The following is a 17,376-nucleotide window of genomic DNA, read 5'->3' as shown; positions in this document are numbered from 1 at the left end:
GGTCCCGCGGCTTCGTCCTGCGCTTCGACCTCAGTCATTCCCGCATCGGCCGCGATCCATGCCTGGCGGCACCGACCGCTTCACGACGCGTCCTGAGAATTGCGCGCCGCGTGCGGTTCGTCAAGGCCCCGGCCCGTCGGAGATCCTCACACCGGCCGTCCCGCCGGGGGGGCCGGACCGCCGGGCGGACCGCTCGCCGGTTCACCGTCGAGCCGCTGCCGAGCCCCTCGGCGAACCAGCGAAGATCACCATACCCGCCCCCACCGACAACGCCACTCAAGCCCGGGCAGGACCACCGGAACACCGCAGGGCGGCCACCCGATCGGGTGGCCGCCCTGCGGCTGATCAGCCCCTCGAACGGGGCACGCACGACACGCGGGTCGCGCGAGGGGTCACTTGACCTCGACGGAGGCGCCGGCGGCCTTGAGGGACTCGGCGGCCTTCTCCGCGTCCTCCTTCTTGACCTTCTCCAGGACCGGCTTCGGGGTGCCGTCGACCAGGTCCTTGGCCTCCTTCAGGCCGAGGGAGGTCAGCTCGCGGACGACCTTGATGACCTGGATCTTCTTGTCGCCGGCGCCGGTGAGGATGACGTCGAACTCGTCCTGCTCCTCGGCGGCCTCGGCGGCCGGGGCGCCCGCGCCACCGGCGGCGGCGACGGCGACCGGAGCGGCGGCGGTGACGTCGAACTTCTCCTCGAACGCCTTCACGAACTCGGAGAGCTGGATCAGGGTGAGGTTCTCGAACTGCTCGAGGAGCTCTTCGGTGCTGAGCTGCGCCATGATGGCGTCCTTCCACTAAATCGGCTGGTGCCGGATGTACGGATTGCTGGGGCGGGCGAATGCCTTACGGCATCACTTCGTACGGGGCCCGCTGCGACGCGACGCGCGAACTACTCGGCGTCGGCCTCGGCGGGAGCCGGCGTACCGGCACCGCCCTGCTCGGCCTGCTTGGCACGAAGCGCCTCCGCGGTGCGGACGAACTTCGAGGGCAGTGCCTGGAAGAGCGCGGCAGCCTGGGACTGCTTGGCCTTCATGGCACCCGCCAGCTTGGCGAGCAGCACCTCGCGGGACTCGAGGTCCGCGAGCTTCTTGATCTCGTCGGCGGACAGCGCCTTGCCGTCCATGACGCCGCCCTTGATGACGAGGGCGGGGTTCTCCTTGGCGAAGTCGCGCAGTCCCTTCGCCGAGGTCACCGGGTCACCGGTGACGAAGGCGATCGCCGTCGAACCCGCGAACAGGTCGTCGAGCGACGTGATCCCGGCCTCGTTGGCCGCGATCTTGGACAGCGTGTTCTTCGCCACGCTGTACTGAGCGTTCTCACCGAGCGAACGACGCAGCTGCTTGAGCTGCGCCACGGTGAGACCGGTGTACTCGGTCAGCACGGCGGCGTTCGAGCTGCGGAACTTGTCCGTCAGCTCGGCAACCGCGGCAGCCTTGTCGGGCCTCGCCATGAGCCTCGGCCTCCTTCCGGGTGTGTGCGGACCGCACGGACTGAAGGAGGAGGCAGTACATACGAAACGCCCCGGCGCAGGCGCACGGGGCGGGGCTCGACCAGCGACGGGAACCGTCTCCGGGAGCTACATCCTCACGACACCTGCGCGGGCCGTCCGCGTCTAGCGGATCCTTCGGCCACCACGTCCGGAATCGGGCACGGCGGCGACCAGCGGTCTCTGGCTTCGGGATGAGAGTACGGGAGCGCCCGGGCGGGAGGCAAATCGCCCCCACCCGGGCGCACCCGCGGCAGGCGGCTCAGGACGACGAGCCCTGCGCCTCCTTCAGCAGCGCGGTCAGGTCCGCGGTGTCGGAGGCGGGCGGCGCGGTCTCGGAGACGGCGACGCCGTAGTCGGAGTAGTACAGCGTCGAGCTGACCGTGCCCTGCGACGTCTGCATGCGGGTGGCCACCTTCACCGGCAGGTTGTGCGCGTCCACCCACAGGTCGACGGTGCCGGAGGTCACGCCCGCCTGCTTCAGCTGCTGCTGGAGCTGCTGGCGCTGCGCCGCGGTCAGACCGGGGGCGGTGGCCAGGCCGGCGGTGTTCTCGGTGCCCTCGTAGTGCGTGGCGCTCACCCCGCGCACCGTCTCGGTGCCGACGCGGTGCAACGTGCCGGAGGCCAGGAGCAACTGCACGTTGTGCACCGGGTCGTCGTTCCGCATGAGCTGCTGCATGTCGGAACCGGCCCCGGCGCCGACGAGCTTGCTCAGGTCGGCGTAGGTGTACTTCACCCAGTGCCTGCCGTCCAGCTGCGCGGCGGCCGCGGCACCGAGGTCGGCGTAGGCGGCGTCCGGCAGGTAGCGGACGCTCATCGAGCCGGGGACGGCCGTGCTGACCGCGCCACCGATGTGGCTCATGGTCATGTCGCCGGTCAGGCCGTGCGCCCAGTCCAGCTTGCCGTCGGCGGACATCGACGCCGCGCTGCCCATCGTGATGTCGCCCTCCACCTTCGCGGAGTGCGCGTCACCGGTGGCCTTCACGACCTGGCGCAACGCGGTCAGGTCGTCCGTGGACGCCGCGTTCCTCGCTTGCGACGTGGCCGTGCCCGTGCCCGTCGCGTGGCCGGCCTTGGCGTCGCCGCCGCAGGCCGAGACGGTGCCCAGGGCGGCGACCACCGCCGTCGCCGCCACGATGCGGCGTATCGCGCTCGCGTGCTTCATGTGCCCCTCCCCCATGCTGCCCCCGTGCCGGTAGGTCGCTTCGACGCTAACGCATGCGAAAGGGGCCCGGGGAAGACCCCGGACCCCTCTCAGCGATCCGCGTTCAGAGAACTCGGCGTCGGACCGACACTCGCTTGCTCGCGCAGTCTTCCTGCTCACTCGCAAGCTCGCTCGGGCGTCAGACGGCGAGGTCCTCCTCGTTGAGGAGGTTGCGCGTGCGGTTCGGGTCCACCGGGATGCCGGGGCCCATCGTGGTGCTGATCGCGGCCTTCTTGATGTAGCGGCCCTTGGCGGCGGACGGCTTCAGACGCAGCACCTCGTCCAGCGCGGCGGCGTAGTTCTCGACGAGCTGCTGCTCGCCGAAGGACGCCTTGCCGATGATGAAGTGCAGGTTCGAGTGCTTGTCGACGCGGAACTCGATCTTGCCGCCCTTGATCTCGGTCACGGCCTTGGCCACGTCCGGGGTCACGGTGCCGGTCTTCGGGTTCGGCATCAGGCCACGCGGACCGAGCACGCGGCCGAGGCGGCCGACCTTGCCCATGAGGTCCGGGGTGGCGACGACGGCGTCGAAGTCCAGACGGCCCTTGGCCACCTCGTCGATCAGTTCGTCGGAGCCGACGATGTCGGCGCCCGCGGCTTCCGCGGCCGCAGCACGGTCACCGGTCGCGAAGACCAGGACCCGGGCGGTCTTGCCGGTGCCGTGCGGAAGGTTCACGGTGCCGCGGACCATCTGGTCGGCCTTGCGCGGGTCGACACCCAGGCGCATGGCGACCTCGACGGTCGAGTCGAACTTGGTCGAGGAGGTGTCCTTGGCGATACGGACGGCCTCGAGCGGGGCGTACAGACGCTCCCGGTCGATCTTGGCGTCCGCAGCGCGGAGGTTCTTGCTGCGCTTCACTGCTGCTCCTGTGGGAGTGGTTCGGAGTCGTGGTGCGGGCCAGCGCGTGGCCCTGCCACGGAAGGTCTGGCGGGGGGTGTCAGCCCTCGACCGTGACGCCCATGGAACGGGCGGTGCCGGCGATGATCTTCTCGGCGGCGTCCAGGTCGTTGGCGTTCAGGTCGGGCATCTTGGTGGTGGCGATCTCCCGCACCTGGTCGCGGGTGATCTTCGCGACCTTCTTGACGTGCGGCTCGCCGGAGCCCTTGTCCACGCCCGCGGCCTTCAGGATCAGCTTCGCGGCCGGCGGGGTCTTGGTGATGAAGGTGAAGGAACGGTCCTCGTAGACCGTGATCTCCACCGGCACGACCATGCCACGCTGCGACTCGGTCGCGGCGTTGTAGGCCTTGCAGAACTCCATGATGTTGACGCCGTGCTGACCGAGCGCCGGACCGACCGGCGGCGCCGGGTTGGCCGCGCCGGCCTGGATCTGGAGCTTGATAAGCCCAGTGACCTTCTTCTTCTTGGGAGGCATGTGCTCTCTCTCCGGGTCCTGTGTCGAGAGTGTTCTTGCCTGCGAGCAGGCATACCGCACCACGATAACGGGTATCGCGGCGTGGCCTGAAACCGCGCAGGTCAGACCGGCTCCGGGAAGAGCCTGCCTGACCTGGGCGGAAGCTGCTGGGGAAGGTCCCGAGGAACCGTCAGTTCTTCTGGATCTGGTCGAAGGACAGCTCGACCGGGGTCTCCCGGCCGAAGATCTCGACCAGGCCCTTGACCTTCTTGGAGTCGGCGTTGATCTCGTTGATCGTCGCCTGGAGGGTGGCGAACGGGCCGTCCGTCACCGTCACCGAGTCGCCCACCTCGAAGTCCAGCACCTGGACCTCGACCTTGCGCTTCGGCGCCACGGCCTCGCCGCCCTCGGCGGCGGCCGCGGCCTGCTCCTCGACCTCCGGGGCGAGCATCTTGACGATCTCGTCCAGGGTCAGCGGGTACGGGTCGTAGGCGTTGCCGACGAAGCCGGTGACGCCCGGGGTGTTGCGGACGACGCCCCAGGACTCGTTGGTCAGGTCCATGCGGACCAGCACGTAGCCGGGGAGCTTGTTCTGGCGGACGGTGCGGCGGTCGCCGTTCTTGATCTGGACGACCTCTTCCTGCGGCACCTCGGCCTGGTAGATGTAGTCCTCGACGTTCAGCGAGACCGCGCGCTGCTCCAGGTTGGCCTTCACCCGGTTCTCGTAGCCCGCGTAGGTGTGGATGACGTACCACTCGCCGGGGAGGGTGCGCAGCTCCTCGCGGAAGGCGGCGACCGGGTCGGCGGCGGGCTGGGCCTCGGCCTCTTCGGCGACGGCCTCTTCCGCAACGGCCTCTTCGGCGACGGCCTCTTCCGCGACTGCTTCGTCCGCGACGGCTCCTTCGCCTTCGGCGGCCTCTCCGGCCTCTTCGCCTTCTTCGGCCTCGTGGACGGCGGCCTGCTCGGCCGGCTCGTCCGCGTCGGTGCCGGCAGCCGCGTCCGTCTCGTCGGTCAGGTCGGCGTCCGCCGCCTCGACGATGTCCGTGTCGGTGTCATCGCCCTCGACCTCGGCCGTGGCGGCCGTCGCCGCAGCCTCGTCGGCCGCGTCGGCCTCGAGGGGCTGGTCGGCGTCGTACAGGTTCGGGTCAGACACGATGGCTGCTTCTTCCTGACTTTTCTAAGGGTTGAACGGGCGAACGGGCGCCACTGGGACGCCCGCCTCGCGGATCATCAGCCGAAGACGTACTTCACGAGGTTGGTGAATCCGTAGTCGACCAGAGTCACGATACCGATCATGACGGCTACGAAGACAATCACAACGGTGGTGTACGACATCAGGTCGCTGCGCGTGGGCCAGACGACCTTGCGAAGTTCCGCGACGATCTGCCGGTAGAACAGACCCATCCTCGCGAACGGGCCCTTCTTGCCGCGCTTGCCGCCGCGCTTCTTCTTCGCCTTCGAGTCGAGGAGTTCGTCCGCCTCGTCCTCGGGACGACCACTTTCAGGCGTCGCGGTGGAGCCCAGGGCTTCCGTCACTCGTCCTCACCTGAATCCGGGTCGTGAGCCGCGCGCCCTGCCCGGTCGCACGGCGGTGCATCTACTACAAACGTACGCGTGCACGCATCACGTGACCAATGCGCGTAGCAGGGCCGGAGGGACTTGAACCCCCAACCGCTGGTTTTGGAGACCAGTGCTCTACCAATTGAGCTACGACCCTTTGTCTTCCCCAACGTATCGCATCCGATGCGTCGCACTGGGTGCGCAGCACGGATCACCTCGCCGGGGACCACGAGGGATGAGTGTACGGGTTCAGGGCCCGGGCGTCGAACGACAACCGCCGAAGCGGGTCGCGCGGGCCCGCCGGGCGTCCCTCGGCCGCATGTCGGGGACGGGTCCGCGGCACACGTCTCACTCGTTGGGGTCCGACCCGTGAAACCGCTTCGCCGCCCGCGCGGCCGGTCTGCGACGATGGCAGTCATGACCGCAGCCACTCCCCCCGTTCAGTCCCCCACCGACCGACGGGTCTCGGCCCGTGTCGGGTCGATCTCCGAGTCCGCGACGCTCGCCGTGGACGCCAAGGCGAAGGCGCTCAAGGCCGCCGGACGCCCGGTCATCGGCTTCGGCGCCGGCGAACCGGACTTCCCGACGCCGGACTACATCGTCGACGCCGCCGTCGAGGCCTGCCGCACCCCGCGCTTCCACCGCTACACCCCGGCCGGCGGCCTGCCCGAGCTGAAGCAGGCCATCGCCGACAAGACCCTGCGCGACTCCGGTTACCGGGTCGACCCGTCGCAGGTGCTGGTGACCAACGGCGGCAAGCAGGCGATCTACGAGGCGTTCGCCGCCATCCTCGACCCGGGTGACGAGGTCATCGTCCCGGCGCCGTACTGGACCACCTACCCGGAGTCGATCCGGCTGGCCGGTGGTGTGCCGGTCGAGGTGGTCGCCGACGAGACCACCGGCTACCGCGTCTCCGTCGAGCAGTTGGAGGCGGCGCGCACCGAGCACACCAAGGTGCTGCTGTTCGTCTCGCCGTCCAACCCGACCGGCGCGGTCTACAGCCGCGAGCAGGTCGAGGAGGTCGGCCGCTGGGCGGCGGACAAGGGCCTGTGGGTCCTGACCGACGAGATCTACGAGCACCTGGTCTACGGCGACGCGGAGTTCGCGTCGCTGCCGGTGGTCGTGCCCGAGCTGGCCGACAAGTGCGTCGTGGTCAACGGTGTCGCCAAGACGTACGCGATGACCGGCTGGCGGGTGGGCTGGGTCATCGGCCCGAAGGACGTCGTGAAGGCGGCCACCAACCTCCAGTCGCACGCCACCTCCAACGTCTCCAACGTCGCCCAGGCCGCCGCGCTCGCCGCGGTCTCCGGCGACCTGACCGCGGTGGCCGAGATGCGCGAGGCGTTCGACCGCCGCCGGCGCACGATGGTGCGGATGCTCAACGAGATCGACGGCGTGCTCTGCCCGGAGCCGGAGGGCGCGTTCTACGCGTACCCCTCGGTCAAGGCGCTGCTGGGCAAGGAGATCCGCGGCAAGCGGCCGCAGGACTCGGTGGAGCTGGCCGCGCTGATCCTGGACGAGGCGGAGGTCGCCGTGGTCCCGGGTGAGGCCTTCGGCACCCCCGGCTACCTGCGGCTGTCGTACGCGCTGGGTGACGAGGACCTGGTCGAGGGCGTCTCGCGGATCCAGAAGCTGCTGGGCGAGGCGCGCGACTGACGCGCGGCAGGTCTCCAGGTGTCGGGCGGGCGTCCTCGGACGCCCGCCCGAACCTTTTCACGGCACCCCTTTCGGGGATATGGCTACCGCTCGGCGGAACCGTTACGGCAGGATCTGGGAATGGCGCGTGACCTCACTCTGCTCCCCAAGGCCCACCTCCACCTGCACTTCACCGGGTCGATGCGGCCGTCCACCCTGCTGGAGCTGGCCGGCAAGCACGGCGTGCACCTGCCGGAGGCGCTGACCTCGGGCGAGCCGCCGAAGCTGCGGGCGACCGACGAGCGCGGCTGGTTCCGCTTCCAGCGGCTGTACGACATCGCCCGCTCGGTGCTGCGCTCCCCCGAGGACATCCGGCGGCTGGTGCGGGAGAGCGCCGAGGAGGACGTGCGCGACGGGTCGGGGTGGCTGGAGATCCAGGTCGACCCGACCTCGTACGCGCCGCGCCTGGGCGGTCTGATCCCGGCGCTGGAGATCATCCTGGACGCGGTGGAGTCCGCCTCCCGCGAGACCGGCCTCGGCATCGCGGTCGTGGTGGCCGCCAACCGCATGAAGCACCCCTTGGACGCCCGTACGCTGGCCCGCCTCGCGGTGCGCCACGCCGATCGCGGGGTGGTCGGCTTCGGACTGTCCAACGACGAACGCCGGGGCCTGGCCCGGGACTTCGACCGGGCCTTCGCGATCGCCCGGGAGGGCGGCCTGCTGGCCGCGCCGCACGGCGGCGAGCTGGCCGGGGCGCACAGCGTCCGCGACTGCCTGGACGACCTGCACGCGGGCCGGATCGGGCACGGGGTGCGGGCGGCGGAGGATCCGGCGCTGCTGGCGCGGCTGGCGGACGCGGGCGTCACCTGCGAGGTCTGCCCGGCGTCCAACGTGGCGCTCGGGGTCTACGACAAGCCCGAGGACGTGCCGCTGCGCACGCTGTTCGCGGCCGGGGTGCCGATGGCGCTGGGCGCCGACGACCCGCTGCTGTTCGGCTCGCGGCTGGCGGCGCAGTACCAACTGGCCCGCGACGCCCACGGGTTCACCGACGAGGAGCTGGCGGAGCTGGCCCGGCAGTCGGTGCGGGGCTCGCGGGCTCCGGAGCAGGTGCGGCGCACCCTGCTGGCGGGGATCGACGACTGGCTGGCGCTGCCCGCCTGAGCCACCTCGCCCCGGCGGCGGTCAGGTGCCGGTGGCGTACAGCGGGCCGGGGTTCGGCGGCTGCTCGGGCGGCGTCCAGGTCTCGTCGTCGGCCGGGCCGCGCTGCGCCGGGATGACTGCGGCCGGGCTCCGGCGTCCGCCACGCCCGTCCCGCCCCCGGCGCGTCCTGCGGTCCGGCCACAGCAGGGCGTACGCCGCCGATCCCACGGCGAACGCGAGCCGGATGAGCCCCCGCGTCGAGTCGGACGGCACGATCAGCGCGCTGCCGTACAGCGAGATCAGCGCGATCCAGCTCACCCACGGCACCAGCCTGCGCTGCCCGATGGCGTCCCAGATCAGCGTGCCGAGCAGCACCGAGGCGTTGTAGTACGTGTAGACGCTGGGGTCGAGCACGATGCGGGCGTCGGCGGCGAGCAGCACGACGGCGGGCCAGCGTCCCCGGTGCACCGCGAGCGCGCCGAGCCCGAGTCCGAGCGCCATCTGCGCGGGCCGGTCCCACCAGGGCGTCACGGGGTCGTTGGCGCCGAACCAGCGCAGCGAGGAGGCGGGCTGGTTGGGGATGGTGAAGTGGGCCGCGGCGACGGTGTTGATGTGGGTCAGGTAGAACGGCAGCCAGGCCACCGCGACCAGGCCGACCACCCAGGCACCGGCCCTCAGCCAGTTGGGTCTCGGCAGGGCCAGCAGGAGGGGCAGGAAGGCGACCGCCCAGGGTTTGGAGTCGACGGCCAGCGCCAGGAAGACGCCGACGGCGACGGTCCGCCCGCGCACCAGCGCGCGTACCGCGAGCGTGGTGAAGAACAGCGCCATCACGTCGTCGAGGTGGGCGAAGCGCACCGAGACCTCGACCCACATGGGGATGAAGGCGAGTCCGGCGATGAGCACGCGCTGCTGGAGGCGCTTGTGGTTGACGCCGGTGCCCAGGTAGTGGTCGGCGGCGGCGCGGCCGATCAGGACCAGCATGTACATCCCGAGGCCGGACATGGTGGCCTCGGCGAGCCGCTCGCCGACGCCGGCCGGGAACGGCGCGAACAGTCCGGCGGTCAGGAAGCTGACCGGACCGATCTGGAGTTCGGGGTGGTTGGCGTACAGGGCGAGCCCACCGCCGCCGACCTGGCCGAAGAGCAGCTGCTCGCCCTGCTTGAGGTAGTGCCAGGAGACCCCGCCGTGCCGGCCCGCGATGCAGAACCAGAGAATCGTCCACAGCGTCAGCAGCGCGTGGTGCCAGCGCACCGGCCAGCGGCCGATCCGGCCGAGGTGTCCCGCCGAGGGCGGCCCCGAGGCATCCGCCGAGTCCGTGCCCGGGTACGCGTTCCCCGCGTTGCGCACGAGTCGTCCTCCCCAATCTGCCCGCCGGTCGGCGGACGGAATGAGAATCTCATGAACGTTTTCAGGAGATCCTTCGGGCAGGAAGAGGGGCGAACGGCCGTCAGAGTTGCGCGCCGACCATCACCGGCTCGTTGACGAGGGTGATGCCGAACGCCGCGTGCACCCCGTCGCGCACTTCCCGGGCAAGCGCGAGGAGGTCCTCGGTCTTGGCCGCGCCGCGGTTGGTGAGCGCGAGGGTGTGCTTGGTGGAGATCCGCGCGGGGCCGTCACCGTACCCCTTGGTGAAGCCCGCCTTGTCGATCAGCCAGGCGGCGGAGGTCTTGACCAGGCCGTCCCCGGCGGGCCAGGAGGGCGGCTCGACGTCGGCGCCGAGGCGGGCGCGGGCGCGGTCCAGGAAGGCGTCGAACTCGCGTGCGGGGACGATCGGGTTGGTGAAGAACGACCCCGCCGACCACGTGTCGTGGTCCTCCGGGTCCAGCACCATGCCCTTTCCGGCCCGCAGCCGCAGCACGGTCTCGCGGGCGAGGGCGGCGTCGACGCGCTCCCCCGCGGCGACCCCGAGCGTGCGGGCCACCTCGGCGTACTTGACCGGGGCGGACAGCCCGCCCGCGTCCTCAAGTCGATAGCGCACGCGCAGGACGACGTAGCGGCCCGGCTCGCGCTTGAAGCGGCTGTCGCGGTAGGCGAAGGCACAGGCGGCGTTCGACAGGGTGACGGTCTCACGGGCGACGCGGTCGTAGGCGATCACCTCGGTGATCGTCGAGGCGACCTCCTGGCCGTACGCGCCGACGTTCTGGATCGGCGTGGCACCGGCAGAACCGGGGATGCCGGCCAGGCACTCGACACCACCGAGCCCCGCTTCGACAGTGCGGGCGACGGCGTCGCTCCAGACCTCACCGGCGGCCAGCTCCAGGGCGGTGCCGTCCAGGGTGAAGCCGCGGGTGGCGACGCGCAGCGCGGTCCCGTCGAAGCCGTCGTCGCCGACGACGAGGTTGCTGCCGCCGCCGATGACCAGCAGCGGCGTACCGGAGTCGTCGGCCTCGCGCACGGCGGCCACGACCTCGTCGTCCGTCGTGGCGACGAGGAGCCTTGCGGCGGGGCCGCCGAGCCGGAAGGTGGTGAGCGGAGCGAGGGGGGCGTCCTGGAGTACCTGCACGCGAACAGCCTACGGGGACCATGGGAGCAGGGGGCCGGGCCGTAAGTGCGGAGTGTTCCTTCTGCGCCGCTGCGCGGCTTGAGGGGGCGGAGGCGGGGGCCATCGGTGCTGCGCACCTGCCTGTGAAGCCCGGGCGCTGCGCGACCGGGAGGGAGCAATGGTTTGAGGATTAGCTGTCTCACCGTTGTCTCCGACAAGCACCTAGCGGTGACAACTCGTTGCCGGAGACAAGGGTGAAGCAACTAATCCGCGAACCGGACCCCGTAAGCCGGGCGCGAAGCGACCGGGTATCGAAGGCAGGTGCGCAGCACCGTGGGCACCCCGCCTCCGCCCCCTCAGGCGAGAACCTTCTCCCGCTCCCCCGCCCCCTCGGCCACCGCCACCACCCGAGCGCGGCGCGGAATCAGCACGGCCGCCACCGCGCCCAGGGCGACCGCGCCCGCTCCCGCCCACAGGGCCGGCCGCAGGCCGTCGATGAAGGCCTGGCCCGAGGTGTAGCCGCCGTTGTGGGCGAAGACCGAGGACAGGACCGCCACGCCGAGCGCTCCGCCGACCTCCCGCATGGCGTTGTTGGCGCCGGAGGCGATGCCCTGTTCCTCGGCGGCGACGCTGCTCATGACCACGTTGGAGCTGGGCGCGAAGAACATCGCCATGCCCATGCCGCTGATGGCCAGCGCCGGAACCTGCGCCGCGTACGAGACGTGGACCGTGCTGATCACCGCGAAGACCGCGAGTCCCGCCGCCTGGAGGGCGAGGCCGAGGGCGATGACCGGGCGGCCGCCGATCCGGTCGGAGACCGCGCCGGCGATCGGCGCGACGATCAGCGGCATCGCGGTCCACGGCAGCATCCGCAGCCCCGCCTCGACCGGGCTGTAGCCCTGCACGCTCTGCAGGAACTGGCTGAGCAGGAAGATCGAGCCGAACATGCCGAGGAACATCAGCATGCTCGCCGAGTTGATCGCGCTGAACGCCCGGCTGCGGAAGAGCCGCATCGGCAGCATCGGGTTGGCGGCCCGCAGTTCGTAGACCACGAAGGCGGCCAGCAGCAGCGGGCCCGCGATCAGGCCGGTGAGCACGGGCGCGGCGGTCCAGCCGTCGGAGTTGCCGCGCACCAGCGCGTAGACGATGCCGAACAGGCCGGCGCTGACCAGCGCGGTGCCGGGGATGTCGATGCGCGGATTGGGGCCGTGGCTCTCGTTGAGCCGCAGCCGGGTGAACGGCAGCAGGAGCAGGCCGATGGGCACGTTCAGCCAGAAGATCCACTGCCAGGAGAAGTGCTCGGTCAGGGTGCCGCCGATCAGCGGGCCGCTGGCGACCGCGAGGCCGTTGACCGCGCCCCAGATGCCGAAGGCCATGCCCCGGCGTTCCGCGGGCACCGCCGCCGACAGCAGGGTGAGGGTGAGCGGCATCATCACCGCCGCGCCGACGCCCTGGACGGCCCGGGCGGCGATCAGTTCGCCCATCCCGGAGGAGAGCGCGGCGCCCGCGGAGGCGAGGGTGAAGACGGTGAGTCCGGCGCCGAACATCCGGCGGCGGCCGAACCGGTCGCCGAGCGCCGCGCCGAACATCAGCAGGACGGCGAAGGTGAGCGTGTACGCGCTGACCGTCCACTCCAGGTCCGTCAGCGCGCCACCGAGGTCCTTGCGGATCGACGGCAGCGCGGTGGTGACCACCAGGTTGTCCAGAGCCGCCATGAATCCGGCGACGCTGGTCACGATGAGCGCCCACACGACCGTGGAGCGGCTTGACGGCGCGGTGTCCGCCTCGGGTATCGGCTTCGGCATGGCTCCCCCTGCAGAGTCCTTATTAGTTATCGGTCACTAAGTTTTCTGGCCATACGCGCGCCCCTTCCCGGGAAGGGGGACGATGTCAGGCGACGGTGGCGGTGCCGGTGTCGCCCTCGGTGGTACCGGCCGTCGCGGGAGTGATGCCGGCGGCGGCCTTGCAGCCGTCCAGGCCGTTCCAGCAGCGGTCCTCGGCCGGGATGCCGAGGGAGACGAGCGTGTTGATGAGCATGCCGGTCCCGAAGAAGTCGGCCATCTCCTCGTCCGTGGCGCCGCTGCGACCGCGGACGATGTCCCACAGGTCGCTCCAGCGCCGCCGGATGAACTCCGTCAGCTCGGGGTTCTCCGCCGAGGCCGCGGTCACGTACAGCTGCATCTGGAGCAGCAGCACGTCGCGGTCGAGGATGAGCCGGGAGTACCCCTCGCCCATCGCTTCCCGCGCCTCCTCGCCGTGCAGCCCCTCGGCGGCGGTCTCCATCATCTCCACGATGATCTCGAAGCACCGTTCGGCGGCCGCCCGGAACAGCGCCTGCTTCCCGGGGAAGAGGCGGAACAGGTAGGGCTGGGAGACCCCGGCCCGGCGGGCGATCGCCTCGGTGGAGGTGCCGTGGTAGCCGGTCCTGGCGAACTCGGCGAAGGCGGCGCGCACGACGCTCTCGCGCCGTTCCTCCGCCGACATCCTGGGTGAGTTCGCTGCCATGACCCTCAAGTTAGTAATTGATTACTAACTTGTCAAGGCGAGTCCCACCGGGGAGGAGCGGGCCCGCGTCCCCCTGCGCGGGCCCCGCGTTCACGCCAGCCGGACCACCGCGCGGGACATCCCCAGCACCTTCTGGCCGGCCGCCGTCACCGTCAGGTCGACGCGGACCGTGCGCGCCTCGTCGTCCAGCCTGGCCGCGACCTTGCCGGTGATCTCGATCAGGGCGCCCTTGTCGTCGTCGGGGACCACGACCGGCTTGGTGAAGCGCACCCCGTACTCGACGACCGCGCCCGGGTCGCCCGCCCACGCGGTGACCACGCGGGCCGCGGAGGCCATGGTGAACATCCCGTGCGCGATCACGTCCGGCAGCCCGACCTCGCGGGCGAACCGCTCGTTCCAGTGGATCGGGTTGAAGTCGCCGGACGCGCCCGCGTAACGCACCAGCGTCGCCCGGCTCACGGGCACGGACAGCGGCGGCAGTTCGGTGCCGACCTCGACCTCGTCGTACGTCAACCTGGCGGCCATCTCACTCACCCTCCGCGGCACGCACCACGAGCATCATCATCGACGTCACGACGTGCGCGCCGTCCGCGTCGTACACCTCACCGCGCACGGTGATCAGGTCGTTGCCCGCCATCGACTTGACCGACTCGATGCTCACGGTCACCGACAGCAGGTCGCCTGCCGCCACCGGGCGCGTGTACGTGAACTTCTGGTCGCCGTGCACGACCCGGCTGAAGTCCAGCTTCAGCTCCGGGTCCTCGACCACCTGGGCGGCGGCCCGGTAGGTGATGGCGAACGGGAAGGTCGGCGGCGCGATCACGTCCGGGTGGCCGAGCGCCCGCGCGGCCTCGGGGTCGAGGTACGCGGGGTCGGTCTCACCGATCGCCTCGGCGAACTCGCGGATCTTCTCGCGGCCCACCTCGTACGGCGCGGTGGGGGGGTACGTACGCCCGACGAAGGACGGGTCGAGCGGCATCGGCGCCTCCAGTTGACGTTGCGTGGCCGGTCTCGGCCGGACGGCCCGGCGCCGGCACACGCGGCGTGACGGCCGGCCGGGCGCGACGGGGGCGTACGAAGCCTACGGAACGCGCGAAGGCCGCCCCTGCTGAGGGGCGGCCTTCGGCTGCGTTCCGGATGCGCGCGCGGCGCGTCTCATCACCCGCTGGGTGGGCCCGGGGGCCCAGGGTCAGCGGGTCTCGCGGTGCGCGGTGTGCGCGTTGCAGCGGGGGCAGTGCTTCTTCATCTCAAGACGGTCCGGGTCGTTGCGCCGGTTCTTCTTGGTGATGTAGTTCCGCTCCTTGCACTCCACGCAGGCCAGCGTGATCTTCGGGCGGACGTCGGTGGCAGCCACGTGAGTGCTCCTTGACGGACAGACGGGTGAACGCAGGAAAGAGTAGCCGATCGAAGGACCGATCCCACAATCGGCTACACGGAGTAGCGGTGACCGGACTTGAACCGGTGACACAGCGATTATGAGCCGCTTGCTCTACCGACTGAGCTACACCGCCTTGATGAGCGAAAACCCCGTCCATGAACGATGGAGGACGAGGTTCCCGTCACATCAGAGCCCCAATACGGAATCGAACCGTAGACCTTCTCCTTACCATGGAGACGCTCTACCGACTGAGCTATTGGGGCGAGCGAGGAAGACATTACACGCTCCGCGTCGATACGTGAAATCCGTATCGGAGCCGCCGGGACGGGTCGTGCGGGAACGTTCCCCCGGGCTGTACGGGGCGTACGGGCCCGGGCTCCGCGGCCTTCGGCGACCGGCGTTCGTCACCGACCGTCATCGCCCTCCAGGTGTCCGGCGGGCGCCCTTCGGGAGGCCGACAGGGCCCGGTACGACTATTGCTCTCCTGCGCGAACCCTCGGCCCGCTCGCCCTACGCTCGTTCCCGCGTGATCTTGCGCGGCGACCGCCGACGGCCCGGACCGGAGGAGCGCGATGACCGAGAGTGTGCCCCCGCAGCCGCATCAACCGGACCGTCCCGACGCCCACGGCGAGCTGGACGCCCCGGCCCTGCTGCTGACCGGCGCGCGGCTCGGCGACGGCCGCGTGGTGGACGTCCGGCTGGGCGGCGGCCGGATCGAGGCGGTGGGCACCGCGGGCAGCCTCACCACCGCCGACGAGCCGAACGCCCGCGTGGACCTCGGCGGCTACCTGCTGCTGCCCGCGCCCGCGGAGCCGCACGCCCACCTCGACTCGGCGCTCACCGCCGGCCCCGACGGCCCGCCCAGCGACGCCCCCGAGGAGGTGCAGCGCCGGGTCACCGAGGCCGCGTTGCTCCAGCTCGGCCACGGCGCGACGGCGGTGCGCACCCACGTGCGGGTCGGTGACGTGCAGGGGCTGGCCGCGCTGGAGGCGGTGCTGAAGGCGCGGCGCTCGCTGCACGGCCTGGTGGAGCTGACCGCCGTCGCCATGCCCCGGCTGCTGACCGGCGTGGCGGGCGCGGACGGGCTGGCGATGCTGCGCGACGCGGTCAAGATGGGCGCGGCCGTGGTCGGCGGCATCCCGGACCTGGACCCGGACCCGACCGGTTACGTGGAGGCCGTGCTGGGCGTCGCGGCGGAGGCCGGGCGCCCGGTGGACCTGCACACCGACGGCGGCGACCCGGCACGGCTCGCCCGGCTCGCGGCGATGGCCGGGGGCCTGCGTCCCGGTGTGACGATCTCACCGTGCGGCCGACTCGGCGCGCTGCCCGCCGACACCCGGCAGCGCGTCGCCCATCAACTCGCCGCGGCGGGCGTGTCGGTGGTCTGCCTGCCGCAGGGCGGCTGCGGCGCGCTGGATCGCGGCGGCTCCGGCGTGGGCGTCTTCCGCACGTTGCGCGCCGCGGGGGTCCGGGCGGCGGCGGGCAGCGGCGCGCTGCGCGACGCGGCGAACCCGGTCGGGCGCGGCGACCCGCTGGAGGCGGCCTTCCTGCTCGCGTCGTACGGGGAGTGCGGCGCGCGCACCGCGTACGAGGCGGTGGCCGGGCGGGCCCGGGAGGTGCTGGGGCTGCCGGAGGTCCGGGTGGAGGCGGGCTTCCCCGCCGAACTGCTCGCGGTGCGCGGGCAGCGGGTGGACGGCGTGCTGTCCCTGGGCTACAGCCGCATCGTCATCCACCGCGGCCGGGTGGTCTCGCGCACCAGCGCGGTGCGTGAGTACGCCGACTGCGCCACGACCGCGGCGCTCGACCTGCCCCGGCAGTCGCGCAGCGGGGGCGCACCGGCGTAGGAGCAGCGGACGCGCACCGGCGCAGGACAGGAGGGTGCTCGGAGCGGGACACGGGAGAGGACTCGGCGCGGGACGGGACGGCGCTCGGCGCAGGGCGGGACGGCGCGCGCGTTACGCCGTGGCGGCCTTGACCGCCTCGGTCACCGGGACCGGGCCGCCGATCAGCTCCAGGGTGCGGCCCGCCGTGCCCGGCTCGGTGAGCAGCGCGGCCAGCACGGCCGCCACGTCGTCCCTCGGCACCGCGCCGCGTCCGGTGTGCTCGGCCAGGGCGACGAAGCCGCTGCCCGCGTCGTCGGTGAGCGCGCCGGGACGCAGCACCGTCCAGTCCAGTCCCGGCCTGGCCTTGATGTCCTCGTCGGCCGCCCGCTTGGCCCGCAGGTACTCGGCGAAGACCGGGTCGGTGCCGGGCCGCGGCTCGCTGTCGGCGCCCATCGAGGAGACGATCACGTAGCGCCGCACCCCGGCCCGCTCCGCCGCGTCGGCGAACAGCACCGCCGCCGCGTGGTCCACCGTCTTCTTGCGGTCCGCGCCGCTGCCGGGGCCCGCGCCGGCCGCGAAGACCACGGCGTCGGCGCCCCGCAGATGGGCGGCGACCTCGTCCACCGAGGCCTGCTCCAGGTCGCAGACGATCGGCTCGGCGCCCCGCTCCCGCAGGTCGGCGGCCTGCTCGGGACGGCGGATCAGGCCCGCCACCTCGTCACCGCGCGTGCTCAGGACCGTCTCCAGTCGCAGCGCGATCTTTCCGTGTCCTCCGGCGATCACCGTACGCATGGTTACGACCGTACGCCGG

Annotated in this window: 18 protein-coding genes and 3 tRNA genes; 3 read left to right on the top strand and 18 right to left on the bottom strand. The window is 71.6% G+C overall.

Annotated features, from left to right (window positions below; genetic code table 11):
• Nucleotides 1–392 precede the first annotated feature (392 nt).
• The 8 genes from rplL to K7472_RS02835 form a co-directional block, all read right to left on the bottom strand.
• Nucleotides 393–779 carry a 50S ribosomal protein L7/L12 gene (gene rplL / locus K7472_RS02870; protein ID WP_222973609.1) on the bottom strand — a complete coding sequence of 129 codons (387 nt, stop codon included), beginning with the start codon at nucleotides 777–779 and terminating at the stop codon, nucleotides 393–395.
• A gap of 110 nt (nucleotides 780–889) precedes the next feature.
• Nucleotides 890–1,450, bottom strand: coding sequence for a 50S ribosomal protein L10 (gene rplJ / locus K7472_RS02865; protein WP_222973608.1), 561 nt, complete (start codon nucleotides 1,448–1,450; stop codon nucleotides 890–892).
• 298 nt (nucleotides 1,451–1,748) lie between these two features.
• A complete protein-coding gene (locus tag K7472_RS02860; RefSeq protein WP_222973607.1) occupies nucleotides 1,749–2,651 on the bottom strand; it encodes an SCO4651 family lipoprotein in 903 nt (300 codons plus the stop codon).
• A 178-nt stretch (nucleotides 2,652–2,829) separates the two neighbouring features.
• A complete protein-coding gene (rplA, locus tag K7472_RS02855) occupies nucleotides 2,830–3,549 on the bottom strand; it encodes a 50S ribosomal protein L1 (RefSeq protein ID WP_222973606.1) in 720 nt (239 codons plus the stop codon).
• Between the two features lie 79 nt (nucleotides 3,550–3,628).
• Complete coding sequence (gene rplK, locus K7472_RS02850) at nucleotides 3,629–4,063, bottom strand: 50S ribosomal protein L11 (protein WP_109451275.1); 435 nt, start codon at nucleotides 4,061–4,063, stop codon at nucleotides 3,629–3,631.
• Between the two features lie 169 nt (nucleotides 4,064–4,232).
• Nucleotides 4,233–5,195: a transcription termination/antitermination protein NusG gene (gene nusG, locus K7472_RS02845; RefSeq protein WP_222973604.1), complete on the bottom strand. Its 963-nt coding sequence runs from the start codon at nucleotides 5,193–5,195 to the stop codon at nucleotides 4,233–4,235.
• A 77-nt stretch (nucleotides 5,196–5,272) separates the two neighbouring features.
• On the bottom strand, nucleotides 5,273–5,578 hold the full coding sequence (secE, locus tag K7472_RS02840; RefSeq protein WP_222973601.1) for a preprotein translocase subunit SecE: 306 nt from the start codon (nucleotides 5,576–5,578) through the stop codon (nucleotides 5,273–5,275).
• 108 nt (nucleotides 5,579–5,686) lie between these two features.
• A tRNA-Trp gene (locus K7472_RS02835) sits at nucleotides 5,687–5,759 on the bottom strand.
• Nucleotides 5,760–6,019: 260 nt separating this feature from the next.
• On the opposite strand from K7472_RS02835, the gene K7472_RS02830 reads away from it, so the two are divergent.
• Together K7472_RS02830 and K7472_RS02825 are read left to right on the top strand one after the other, a co-directional pair.
• Nucleotides 6,020–7,258, top strand: coding sequence for a pyridoxal phosphate-dependent aminotransferase (locus tag K7472_RS02830; RefSeq protein ID WP_222973599.1), 1,239 nt, complete (start codon nucleotides 6,020–6,022; stop codon nucleotides 7,256–7,258).
• A gap of 120 nt (nucleotides 7,259–7,378) precedes the next feature.
• Nucleotides 7,379–8,398 carry an adenosine deaminase gene (locus K7472_RS02825; protein ID WP_222973598.1) on the top strand — a complete coding sequence of 340 codons (1,020 nt, stop codon included), beginning with the start codon at nucleotides 7,379–7,381 and terminating at the stop codon, nucleotides 8,396–8,398.
• 21 nt (nucleotides 8,399–8,419) lie between these two features.
• Here K7472_RS02825 and K7472_RS02820 read toward each other — a convergent pair whose 3' ends face one another.
• The 9 genes from K7472_RS02820 to K7472_RS02780 all read right to left on the bottom strand — a co-directional run bounded on the left by K7472_RS02820 (nucleotide 8,420) and on the right by K7472_RS02780 (nucleotide 15,005).
• Nucleotides 8,420–9,643: a hypothetical protein gene (locus tag K7472_RS02820; protein WP_308013776.1), complete on the bottom strand. Its 1,224-nt coding sequence runs from the start codon at nucleotides 9,641–9,643 to the stop codon at nucleotides 8,420–8,422.
• Nucleotides 9,644–9,824: 181 nt separating this feature from the next.
• On the bottom strand, nucleotides 9,825–10,880 hold the full coding sequence (locus K7472_RS02815; protein WP_222973597.1) for a UDP-N-acetylmuramate dehydrogenase: 1,056 nt from the start codon (nucleotides 10,878–10,880) through the stop codon (nucleotides 9,825–9,827).
• A gap of 335 nt (nucleotides 10,881–11,215) precedes the next feature.
• Complete coding sequence (locus tag K7472_RS02810) at nucleotides 11,216–12,664, bottom strand: MFS transporter (protein ID WP_222973596.1); 1,449 nt, start codon at nucleotides 12,662–12,664, stop codon at nucleotides 11,216–11,218.
• A gap of 85 nt (nucleotides 12,665–12,749) precedes the next feature.
• A complete protein-coding gene (locus tag K7472_RS02805; protein WP_252395022.1) occupies nucleotides 12,750–13,364 on the bottom strand; it encodes a TetR/AcrR family transcriptional regulator in 615 nt (204 codons plus the stop codon).
• A 90-nt stretch (nucleotides 13,365–13,454) separates the two neighbouring features.
• The gene (locus tag K7472_RS02800; protein ID WP_222973595.1) at nucleotides 13,455–13,889 is read right to left on the bottom strand and encodes a MaoC family dehydratase; all 435 of its coding nucleotides are present in this window, start codon (nucleotides 13,887–13,889) and stop codon (nucleotides 13,455–13,457) included.
• 1 nt (nucleotide 13,890) lies between these two features.
• Entirely contained in the window at nucleotides 13,891–14,343 is a 453-nt protein-coding gene (locus K7472_RS02795) for a MaoC family dehydratase N-terminal domain-containing protein (protein WP_222973594.1), read from the bottom strand.
• Between the two features lie 210 nt (nucleotides 14,344–14,553).
• A complete protein-coding gene (gene rpmG / locus K7472_RS02790; protein WP_004571794.1) occupies nucleotides 14,554–14,718 on the bottom strand; it encodes a 50S ribosomal protein L33 in 165 nt (54 codons plus the stop codon).
• Nucleotides 14,719–14,802: 84 nt separating this feature from the next.
• Nucleotides 14,803–14,875, bottom strand: a tRNA-Met gene (locus K7472_RS02785).
• 57 nt (nucleotides 14,876–14,932) lie between these two features.
• A tRNA-Thr gene (locus K7472_RS02780) sits at nucleotides 14,933–15,005 on the bottom strand.
• A 309-nt stretch (nucleotides 15,006–15,314) separates the two neighbouring features.
• Between K7472_RS02780 and K7472_RS02775 the strand changes: the two genes are divergently transcribed.
• The gene (locus tag K7472_RS02775) at nucleotides 15,315–16,586 is read left to right on the top strand and encodes an amidohydrolase family protein (protein WP_222973592.1); all 1,272 of its coding nucleotides are present in this window, start codon (nucleotides 15,315–15,317) and stop codon (nucleotides 16,584–16,586) included.
• A 111-nt stretch (nucleotides 16,587–16,697) separates the two neighbouring features.
• On the opposite strand, the gene K7472_RS02770 is transcribed toward K7472_RS02775, so the two are convergent.
• Nucleotides 16,698–17,357, bottom strand: coding sequence for an SDR family oxidoreductase (locus tag K7472_RS02770; RefSeq protein ID WP_222973590.1), 660 nt, complete (start codon nucleotides 17,355–17,357; stop codon nucleotides 16,698–16,700).
• Between the last annotated feature and the right edge of the window lie 19 nt (nucleotides 17,358–17,376).

The sequence above is a fragment of the Streptantibioticus parmotrematis genome, assembly GCF_019890615.1.
In the GTDB taxonomy this organism is placed as follows: Bacteria; Actinomycetota; Actinomycetes; order Streptomycetales; family Streptomycetaceae; genus Streptantibioticus_D; species Streptantibioticus_D parmotrematis.
The sequence above is the reverse complement of the archived record's forward strand: the minus strand, read 5'-3'. Positions and strand labels throughout refer to the sequence as shown.